A 9,278-nucleotide genomic window follows, 5' to 3' on the forward strand; every position below is an offset into this window, starting at 1 on the left:
CGTTGAAGTTCTTGCCGACGAGCTTCTCGTTGGCGCCGTGATAGATCATCACGCCGTCCATGCTCTGCGCGAACACGTACATGTCCTTCGGATGCCATTTGGCATCGGCGAAGTCCTTGAACGCCTGCTCGCTACCCACCTTGTTCACATGCGCGGCGGCCGCCTCGGCCAAGGCCTTGGCTTCGTCCTTCGTCCCGCGCGCGGAGTCGGCGGCCGACGCGGCACCCATGGCGGCGCTGCAAGCGCCGATCAAGATCAAGCGACGTAAGAGGTTCATTGGATGGTCCTTCCAAAAACATCAAGAGGTTCGACTCGCGAGCTTGCAGATCGGCAGGCTCGATTCGATCTTAAGCACCATCAAGCCAGTGCGATAGCCGAAAAGTCGAACAACCGTCGAGTCGTCCAGTTATCTTCTGCACAACGGTCGGCGGCGCGGCGGCAAGCGATTTCACGCGCTGACGATCCACCCCTCGATCGGGTCCGCGCCCTGCGGCCAGCCATGGTCCGGCTRCTCGGCCGCCCAGGCCGCCTGCAGCATCGCCAGCACCGCGTCCAGGCTGTCGCCGCTCGCATCGGCAACCAGGTCGTCGCGCTGTGCATGGCTCAGCTTCAAGCGCAGGCCCAGCCGCGTGCGGCCCTGTTCCAGGCCCTCGACGATGTCCTTGCGCGCGATCAGCCGTTCCGGCGTCTGCGCGGCCTTGGTGTCGCTCTTGTAGGAGCGCCGGCCGATCAGCTCGCGCGCCAGCAGCCCCGGGTAGGCCTCCAGCGCCACGCGGGTCGGGTCGCCCGCCAGATGACCCGGCAGATGCACGCCCGCCGCAATCAGCCGCGGCACGCCGGCATGCAGCATCCAGGCCACCGGCGGGTTGACCCATTTCATGCTGGGGCTGGCGCCGGCCGGGCCGTCGCAGGCGCGGTGGGCGAACTTGGCGCCGGCCGGGCGCGCGTCGCAGAAGGCGGCAAAGCGGTCTCGGATGTCGACTCTGCTCAAGGCGGCGTAATGGGCCATCAGCGCGGCATAGTCGGTCGGCCAGCCGAGGTGCTCGACGAGTTCACGCGGCAGACCGAAAGGCAGGTCGAAACCGGCCACCCAGGGCCCCGGCCGGACCAGCCAGCTGGAAAACTCGTCCAGGCTGTGTAGCGCTACCAGGCCAGCAAGGCGGACGACGGCGCCATGCCGCTGGCCGCCGGCGACCCGGATTGGCTTGGCTGCCCGAGGCGCACTCGTGAAGTCAACCCCGAAAACAGCGATGTCCGTCATGCCCGGCATTCTGGGCCTAGGCAGAATCGGCTGGTTCCATGTCAGCCCTCCTCGACCTCCCCGCCCTGCCTGCCGAAGACCGCGGTTTTGACGCCGCCGCATTCGACGAGGCCTTTGCCGCCGCACGCCTGCGCGCCGCAGCCGGGGCTTATGAGGCGTCCAGCGAGGCGCTGGAGCAATTGCTGCTGACCTGCCCGCCGGCCCAACAGCGCCGGCGCGCCGAAACCCTGGCCCTGCTGGCGCACCAATATCCGCGCCTGGGCAAGCTGACGGCGAGCGCGCGCTGCTCGACGGAGGCGCTGGCCCTGGCCGAACGCCTGGACGACGACGGCTTGCTGGCCGACGCACTGACCAGCCAGTGCTATGTCTACGGCCAACTGCTGATGGGCCGCGAGGCGCTGGAGTCGGGCATGAAGGCGCTGGCCGCCGCACGCCGCGCCGCCGACCCGGTGCGCGAAGCCTGGGCGCTGAACCGCGTCGGCGTCGCCTATTCCAGCCTGGACAACCCCGTCCAGGCCTGTGCATCGGCCGGGCAGGCGCTGGAGATCGCCGCCCGCACCGACTGTGCCGAGGTGCTGTTCTCCTGCCACAACAACCTGGCCTATTTCTGGCTGCGCCGCGTCGAGGAGGCCCGGACCCTGGGCGACGCCACAGCCCTGGCCGACGCCGTAGCCAGTGCCCGCCGCACCGCGGATCAAGCCACCGTGCTGGCCCGCCAGTCCGGCAGCCCCTTCCAGGTGGCGGTGGCCGTGTCCAACTTGGTCAACGCGCTGCTCGCGGGCGGCCTGTTGAACGACGCCCTGCCGCTGCTCAACGAATTCGGCCATCTCGCCCACGACCACGGCTACCGCACGCTGGCCGTCGAAGCCGACGCGCAGCGCGCCGTCTTCCTGCGCCTGAAGGGCGAGCCCCTGCAGGCCGCGCGCATCCTGGAGGCGCTGCTGCAGGCCGCCGCGGAGCCGCCGCCGAAGCTGCGCCGCCTGCTGATCCGATCGCTGTACGAGACCTACAAGGCCTGCGGCCAATACCGCGAGGCCCTGGTCTGGCTGGAGGAACTCGTCGGCCTGGACCGCCAGATCTCGCGCGACAACCTCGTGCTGCAGACCGAGGTCATCCTGATCCGCGACCAGGTCGAGCAGGCCCAGGCCCGCGCCGACAGCGCCACCGCCGACGCCCGCCGCGAACGCGCCCGCGCCGTGCATCTCGAGACCGAGCAGGCGCGCCTGCGCGAGCACGCCATGGCCCTGGACCGCGCCGCCCACGAGGACGTGCTGACCGGCCTGCACAACCGCCGCCACGCCGAGTTCGCCCTGCCTCTGCTGGTGGAGGGTGCGCGCATGGCCAACCAGGTCATCAGCGTCGCTGCGCTGGACGTCGACCATTTCAAGCGCATCAACGACACCCATGGCCACGCCGTCGGCGACGCCGTGCTGCAACAGCTCGCCCAGCTGCTGCGCCATCGCCTGCGCAGCGCCGACCTGCTGGCCCGCATCGGCGGTGAAGAGTTTTTAGCCGTGCTGGTGGGTATCGCCCCCCAACAGGCCGCCGAGATCTGCGAGCGACTGCGCCTGGCCGTCGTCGAACACGACTGGGCCGCCGTCACGCCGGGCCTGCTGGTGCGCATCAGCGTCGGCATCTCGGGCGGCGCGCCGCAGCAGCATCAGGGCGACAGCCTGCTCCTGCGGGCGGACCAGGCGCTGTATGCGGCCAAGCGGGGTGGGCGCAATCGGGTACACGTGGACTGATTAGTACGCCGTCCCGATTTGATAGCAGATATCCGGTGTAGTTGATTGTCGCGGTTCGAAGCCGCGCCGATCGGTTCAGCTAAGGAACGTCTGAATAAAGCACGGCATCTGTGCTGGCCTCGACTTGAAATTGAATCTTCAGCGCGGCTGGGTCACGAGTTGGCGCGCACCAGTGCGTTTGTTTGACTGCCGCAGGCCCAGACTCGTCTGCTTCATGGCCGCCATCCTCTCAGTCGCTCACCATCTCGCTAGCAGACTTGCCCGGAGGTTATGCAAACCTTCCCTATTCCAAGCAAATACGATGCTTAGCACCGTACATAACGTCGAGAGTTGAACGCTCACGACCCTGCACCTTGCTCAAAGCGTCGAGTGCGCCCTTGCGATTTCCTACTGCACAAAGTGCTTGGGCTTGAGAGAGCGCCTCGCCCAGAATAGCGTTTTTCAAAGGTTTAACGCGCAACGGACCAAGTGCATTAAAAAAGGAATCAAATGGCGTGGGGCTCAAAGCGATCTGAGAGAACCCCACCGCCCCACCGGATATTTCTTGCGTAAATACTATACTTCGATAGTCTTCAAGTGAAAATTCAAAATGATAACGACCAGCAGGCAACTTGATCATATCAACACCGAAGATTGTGTACCGATAGACCGAATAACTCCTGTCGGCGGGATATACAGCCAATGAAATAAAAGGCGCGGTGCTCCGATACGCACCCTCCACGATAAACCAAACATCCGTCGTTGGAGTTTCCGATACTGCTTGAGTCTGCGCAAAAGCACTGGACACGAATGAAAACGGAGCATGCACGCGCGAACCACTCGTTTTCCCGCTAGCTGGCGTGACTTTCGAACTGTCCTCGTTGGACTGCGTCACTACCTTCTTTGGCTGAGGCGCTGGAACTGCAGACTGAACAAATGCGAGTATTCCGAGGCCCAGCAGGAAAGACTCTTTACTAGTGGTTGGTTTGTATGCCATGACCAACACGACTGACGCCATCGCGAAAAACGCAAGGGCAGCGATACTCCAAACCATTCCTGGGCTGCCTTCAAAGAAGTCTGCCATCCAAAGCATTGCTTTCTTCAGCGACGCCCCCTCGCCATTGCGCATACCGTCGGCTATTGCCACCAACAGACTTCCACCGATTGCGCATGCGTAGTTTCGTATCGCAGACTTGAACGGACTTGTTGGCATTGAGTTCCTTCACGAAGAACTGCGAAAACGGCAGGTTTTGGCACCGAAGCCATCTCACGCAAAGCGGATGACCGCCTACGCATTGCGCCAGCCTCCTGGTAATAGGCCCAAGAGCGATGCCCTAGGATTTGATTCGCAGTCGATAGACCGCGCAATCGGTGCATTGAGCCGCTGCCCCCAAGATTGATGACGCTGGCAGCTGCCGAGACCTTGCGAGCGCCGGTTTATGGCTGACTCCGCGGACGCTTTGCGGTCATCAACTAGCTTGAGAGTGCTTCCGGCTTATGCGCGCCGGATTTCAGCAGTCGCCAAGTGATCAACGCTAGGCGCACGGAAGCGGCGCGCCCCGCACTCTGCCCGAATCCAGATGGTCAGCCAGATTCCAACCCCGGCAGCGTCGCGAAATACCGCTTCAACGCCTCGATCGCCACCCTCACCTTGGCCGGCTCGCCCTCGCGCTTAGGCGTGACGGCCACCACCGGCATCGGCATGAAGCGCCATTGCGGCAGCAGGCGCACCAAGGTGCCGCGGGATAGCTGGGCCAGCACGTCCGCATAGCCAAGGCGGGCGATCCCCAGACCCTGYTCGCACATCTGCTGCAGGGCCACGTGGTTGTTGCTGGCGATGCGCACGGGCACCTGCAGACGCTGGCTTTCGCCACTGGCGCCGTGCAGCAGCAGGGCAATGGCCGGCGCGGCGTCGCCGGCGTCCTGCGTCTCGGCGGCCCAGGCCAGCCAGTCGAAACCGGGCAGATCGGCGGGCGTCGCAGGTTGTCCATGGCGCTCGACATAGGCGGGCGCGGCGCACAGCACCATCTCGACCTCGCACAGTGGCCGCGCCAGCCAGTTGGAATCGGCGAGCTGGCCGACGCGCACCGCGATGTCGATGCGGGCATCGATGAGGTCGATCATGGCGTCGTCCACCAGCAGGCGCAGCCGCAGCTGCGGCGACTGGGCCAGCACCGGCGCCAGGGCCTGGGCGATATGGGCCGCAAAGCCCACCGGTGCGGCGACGCGCAACTCACCGCTGGGCGCATCGCGCGCCTGGGCCAGCGATTCGGCCGCCGCGCGAGCCGCCTCGACGAGGCGCAGGCAATGCGGGTAGCAGCGCTCGCCGGCCTCGGTCAGCGCGAGCTTGCGTGTCGAGCGGTGCAGCAACGTGACGCCCATCTGGCGCTCCAGCGTGCGCAGCGTCTGGCTGACAGCCGAAGCGCTCATGCCCAGACGCCGCCCGGCCGCGCTCATGGAGCCGGCGGCGACCGTTTCGGCAAATACGGCAAAGGGCTTGAGCTCGTCCATCCTTAAGCACCACTTCAAGGTCTTGGCGATTTTTACCGTCTTATCGCCGGATCGTGAAGCCCATATCGTTCATCCATCGCTTTCAATCCTTTGGAGAACCTCATGAACATCGCTCTCATCGGCGCCACCGGATTCGTTGGCACTGCCGTCCTCGCCGAGCTGCTGCAACGCGGCCACCAGGTCACCGCCCTCGTGCGCGACCCCGCCAAGCTGGAAGCGCGCCCGGGGCTGACCGCCGTCGTTGGCGACGCTTACGACGCCGAGGCCGTCGCGACCGCCGTGCGCGGTCACGACGCCGTCGTGTCGGCCTTCAACCCGGGCTGGAACGAGGCCGAGCTCTACGACAAGTTCCTGCGCGGCGCGACCGCCATCACGCAGGGCGTGGAAGCCAGCGGCGTCAAGCGCCTGCTCGTCGTCGGTGGCGCGGGCAGCTTGTTCGTCGCACCCGGCGTGCAACTGGTCGACACGCCGGACTTCGCCAGCCATGTGCCGGCCAACATCGTCCCCGGCGCCCGTGCGGCGCGTGACCACCTGACCGCCCTGCGCGGCAACACCCAGCTGGACTGGACCTTGCTGAGCCCGCCGGCCCTGCTGGCCCCGGGCGAGCGCAGCGGCAACTACCGCGTCGGCGGCGAGCAGCTGCTGATGGCGGGTGACGCCCCCGCCGGCATCACGGTGGCCGACCTGGCCGTGGCCATCGCCGACGAGATCGAGCAGCCGCGCCATCTGCGCGCGCGCTTCACCGTCGCCGCGCCGCTCTGAGGCCGTCAGCGCGGCAGTTGCCGCGCCAGCAGCGCGACGACCCAATCGATGAAGACCCGCAGCCGCGCGCTGACATGGGGGTTGGGCCGGTAGGCCAGGTACAGCGGCATTGGCGCGAGGCGCCAGTCCTCGAAGACGGGCCGCAACTCACCGGCGGCGACGTGCGCATCGGCCATGTAGCGCGGCAACCAGAGCAGGCCGATGCCGGCCAGCCCGGCGGCGAGGTAGGCATTGCCGTCGTCCACCGTCAGCGTGGCTCGGCCGGCGACTTCCACGGTCTCGTCGCCACGCGTCATCGTGTAGGCCAGCGGGCGGCCTGCGCGGGCGCCGCGATAGCCCACGACGCGGTGGTGCGTGCCCTCCAGCTCGCGCGGGTGGGATGGCACGCCGGCGCGCGCCAGGTACGCCGGTGCCGCAAACACGCCGAGTTGCAGCTCGCCGACACGGCGCGCCACGAGCGAGGGGTCGGCCAGCTCGCCGCCACGCACGACGCAGTCCACGTTGTCGCCGATCAAATCCACGAAGCGGTCGCTGACGCCAAGCTCCAATTCCAGCTCCGGGTAGCGCGCGTGAAAGCCCGGCAGGGCCGGCACCAGCACCAGCCGCGCCAGCGGGCTGGGCACGTCGACACGCAGGCGCCCGCGCGGCACGCCCGATGCGCCGGCGAGGCTGCTCTCCACCTCGTCCAGCTCGGCCAACAGGCGCACCGCCTGCGCGTAGTAGGCGGCACCGTCCGCGGTGGCTTGCACGCGCCGCGTGCTGCGGTTCAGCAAGCGCACGCGCAGCCGCGCCTCCAGCTCCTGCACCAGCTGGGTCACCCGCGTGCGGCTGAGCTGCAGCGCCTCGGCCGCCTTGGTGAAGCTGCCCGCCTCCACCACTCGCACGAACGCCTGCATGGCATCGAAGCGGTCCATCGCGCCCTCCTTGGGTCGCGATTGTCCAGTGCGGCAAAACAGTGGTGTCCGCCGCAGCGTCTAGCTCGAAAAAGAGCCGTTGCCTAGAGTGCAGTCATCGTTTTCTTACGGAGATTGCCATGACCCGACGCGACGTCGTCTTCCCCGCCGGCCGCCAGGCCCTGTACGAGCACAACCGCTATTCACCGGCGGTGCGCGCCAACGGCCTGCTGTTCGTGTCGGGCCAGGTGGGCAGCCGGCCCGATGGCTCACCCGAACCCGACCTCGAGACCCAGGTGCGGCTGGCGTTCGACAACCTCAACGCCGTGCTCGCCGCCGCCGGCTGCAGCTTCGACGACGTCCAGGACGTGACCGTCTACATCGTCGACCCCGAGGCCAACTTCGAGAGGATCTGGGCCATCGTGCCCGAGTATTGGGGTGAGGCGCCCTACCCCACGCTGACCGGCATCGGTGTGACCTGGCTGTACGGCTTCAAGTTCGAGATCAAGGTGGTGGCCAAGCTGCCGGAAGCTGCGCAGGCGGTTTAGGCTTGCGCCTTTGCCTACCGTCCGAGCGGCCCATGAACCCCGTCCTCATCGAAGTCCTACGCGGCAGCACCGTCGAGTCCCGCCATGCCGGCGCCCTGGCCATCGTCGACGCCTCGGGCGCCGTGCACACGGCCCTGGGCGATATCGACCGGCCCATCTTCCCGCGCTCGGCAGTCAAGCTGCTGCAGGCTCTGCCGCTGGTGGCAAGCGGCGGGGCCGAAGCCTTCTCGTTGACGGATGCTGAGCTCGCGCTGGCCTGCGCCTCGCACAGCGGCGAGCCCGAGCATGTGGCGACGGCCGCCGGCGTGCTGGCCAAGTTGGGGCTGACGGCCGACGCGCTGGAATGCGGCACGCAATGGCCCAGCCGCGAGCCGGTGCTGCGCGGCATGGCGGCGCGCGGCGAGGTCGCGACGCCGCTGCACAACAACTGCTCGGGCAAGCACAGCGGCTTTGTCTGCGTGGCTTGCCTGATGGCGCGCAATGCTGGCGCCGAGCCGGCCGAATTCGCGCGCGGCTATGTCGCGGCTGAACATCCCGTGATGCGCGAGGTGTCTTCCGCCTTGTCAGCCGCAACGGGCGTGGACGTCGAGCAGGCCCCGCGTGGCATCGACGGCTGCTCCATCCCGACCTTTGCCTTGCCGCTGCGTTCACTGGCACTGGCATTTGCGCGCTGCGGCACCGGCCAGGGGTTGTCCGACGTGAACGCCCGCGCCGCGCGCAGGCTGCGCCAAGCGGCCGCCGTGGCTCCCTTCATGGTGGGCGGTACGGACCGTTTCGACACCCGCGTCATGCAAGCCTTCGGCGAGCGCGTCTTTTGCAAGATCGGCGCCGAGGGCGTCTATTGCGCGGCCTTGCCGGAGCTGGGCCTCGGCGTCGCGCTGAAGATCGACGACGGCGCCGCCCGTGCGGCCGAAGCGGCTTTTGCCGCGGTCGCACAAGGCCTGCTGAAGACCGAAGACGAGCTGTTACGCAGCTACAGCCACTTGCAATTGAGCAACTGGCGCGGCATCGAAGTCGGCGCGCTGCGGCCGGCGCAAGCGCTCACCCAAGCGCTCGCACCTTAGCCCTGCCACTGACCGCTGACCGCTGACCGCCTCAGTGGCGGTCGCGGCGCGGCGGCAGTGCCTGATCGGCGTTGTTGTTGTTGCTCGACGTATCGGTCGTGGTCGTCGTGGTCGTGCTCGACGTCGTGGTGTCGGTGCTGCTTGGGTAGGCAGGCGTGCTGGGCTGCGTCTGAGCCGGCATGGGCGGTGCGGCGCTGACATCCGTCGCCGGCGAGATCGGTGGCGAGGCCTCGCTGGTCGTTGTCGTGGCAGGCTGCGGCTCGATGCTGGCCACAGGCGCCGCTGGAGCCGGGGTCTCGGCGGGCATCGCTACTGTCGTTGTCGTGTCCACCGGATTGGGCTGGCTCGTCGTGTCCAGCGGATTGGTGGGCGTGGCCTCGGCCAGGGTCGGGGCCGTATCGGCGTCGCGCGACAGGCCGGCGGTTTCATCGCTGGAGCGCGTGGACGCGCAGCCGGCGACACCAATCACCAGGGCGGCCGTCGCCAGCGCAACGGTCGTCGACAAGGGGTTGAAT

Annotated in this window: 8 protein-coding genes and 2 pseudogenes; 4 read left to right on the forward strand and 6 right to left on the reverse strand. The window is 67.3% G+C overall.

The features are described from left to right. Together AC1DU6_RS12055 and AC1DU6_RS12060 are read right to left on the reverse strand one after the other, a co-directional pair. Positions 1 to 277 (reverse strand): annotated as a pseudogene (locus AC1DU6_RS12055) (cache domain-containing protein); the annotation flags it as partial. A gap of 171 nt (positions 278 to 448) precedes the next feature. Beyond that, on the reverse strand, positions 449 to 1,261 hold the full coding sequence (locus tag AC1DU6_RS12060; RefSeq protein ID WP_477857428.1) for a DUF429 domain-containing protein: 813 nt from the start codon (positions 1,259 to 1,261) through the stop codon (positions 449 to 451). Positions 1,262 to 1,299: 38 nt separating this feature from the next. Between AC1DU6_RS12060 and AC1DU6_RS12065 the strand changes: the two genes are divergently transcribed. Continuing rightward, a complete protein-coding gene (locus AC1DU6_RS12065; protein ID WP_056203991.1) occupies positions 1,300 to 3,006 on the forward strand; it encodes a GGDEF domain-containing protein in 1,707 nt (568 codons plus the stop codon). Between the two features lie 283 nt (positions 3,007 to 3,289). On the opposite strand, the gene AC1DU6_RS12070 is transcribed toward AC1DU6_RS12065, so the two are convergent. Both AC1DU6_RS12070 and AC1DU6_RS12075 read right to left on the reverse strand, forming a co-directional pair. Continuing rightward, on the reverse strand, positions 3,290 to 4,132 hold the full coding sequence (locus tag AC1DU6_RS12070; protein ID WP_477857430.1) for a hypothetical protein: 843 nt from the start codon (positions 4,130 to 4,132) through the stop codon (positions 3,290 to 3,292). Between the two features lie 437 nt (positions 4,133 to 4,569). Continuing rightward, positions 4,570 to 5,496 carry a LysR family transcriptional regulator gene (locus AC1DU6_RS12075; protein WP_457324519.1) on the reverse strand — a complete coding sequence of 309 codons (927 nt, stop codon included), beginning with the start codon at positions 5,494 to 5,496 and terminating at the stop codon, positions 4,570 to 4,572. Positions 5,497 to 5,598: 102 nt separating this feature from the next. On the opposite strand from AC1DU6_RS12075, the gene AC1DU6_RS12080 reads away from it, so the two are divergent. Continuing rightward, positions 5,599 to 6,258 (forward strand): NAD(P)-dependent oxidoreductase, encoded by a 660-nt coding sequence (locus AC1DU6_RS12080; RefSeq protein WP_457324520.1) that lies wholly within the window; start codon positions 5,599 to 5,601, stop codon positions 6,256 to 6,258. Between the two features lie 5 nt (positions 6,259 to 6,263). Here AC1DU6_RS12080 and AC1DU6_RS12085 read toward each other — a convergent pair whose 3' ends face one another. Next, the gene (locus AC1DU6_RS12085; protein WP_457324521.1) at positions 6,264 to 7,172 is read right to left on the reverse strand and encodes a LysR family transcriptional regulator; all 909 of its coding nucleotides are present in this window, start codon (positions 7,170 to 7,172) and stop codon (positions 6,264 to 6,266) included. 119 nt (positions 7,173 to 7,291) lie between these two features. Between AC1DU6_RS12085 and AC1DU6_RS12090 the strand changes: the two genes are divergently transcribed. Together AC1DU6_RS12090 and AC1DU6_RS12095 are read left to right on the forward strand one after the other, a co-directional pair. Next, positions 7,292 to 7,699 (forward strand): RidA family protein, encoded by a 408-nt coding sequence (locus tag AC1DU6_RS12090; RefSeq protein WP_457324522.1) that lies wholly within the window; start codon positions 7,292 to 7,294, stop codon positions 7,697 to 7,699. 32 nt (positions 7,700 to 7,731) lie between these two features. After that, entirely contained in the window at positions 7,732 to 8,763 is a 1,032-nt protein-coding gene (locus tag AC1DU6_RS12095; protein WP_457324523.1) for an asparaginase, read from the forward strand. A 31-nt stretch (positions 8,764 to 8,794) separates the two neighbouring features. Here the strand turns inward: AC1DU6_RS12095 and AC1DU6_RS12100 are convergent. Then, positions 8,795 to 9,278: pseudogene (locus tag AC1DU6_RS12100) on the reverse strand (hypothetical protein); the annotation flags it as partial.

Source organism: Roseateles sp. P5_B10 (assembly GCF_056400485.1).

Excerpts from the sequence above, each read along its gene's own strand:
- AC1DU6_RS12085 (WP_457324521.1), bottom strand. The coding sequence starts at position 7,172 with ATGGACCGCTTCGATGCCATGCAGGCGTTCGTGCGAGTGGTGGAGGCG.
- AC1DU6_RS12090 (WP_457324522.1), top strand. The coding sequence starts at position 7,292 with ATGACCCGACGCGACGTCGTCTTCCCCGCCGGCCGCCAGGCCCTGTAC.
- AC1DU6_RS12080 (WP_457324520.1), top strand. The coding sequence starts at position 5,599 with ATGAACATCGCTCTCATCGGCGCCACCGGATTCGTTGGCACTGCCGTC.
- AC1DU6_RS12065 (WP_056203991.1), top strand. The coding sequence starts at position 1,300 with ATGTCAGCCCTCCTCGACCTCCCCGCCCTGCCTGCCGAAGACCGCGGT.
- AC1DU6_RS12095 (WP_457324523.1), top strand. The coding sequence starts at position 7,732 with ATGAACCCCGTCCTCATCGAAGTCCTACGCGGCAGCACCGTCGAGTCC.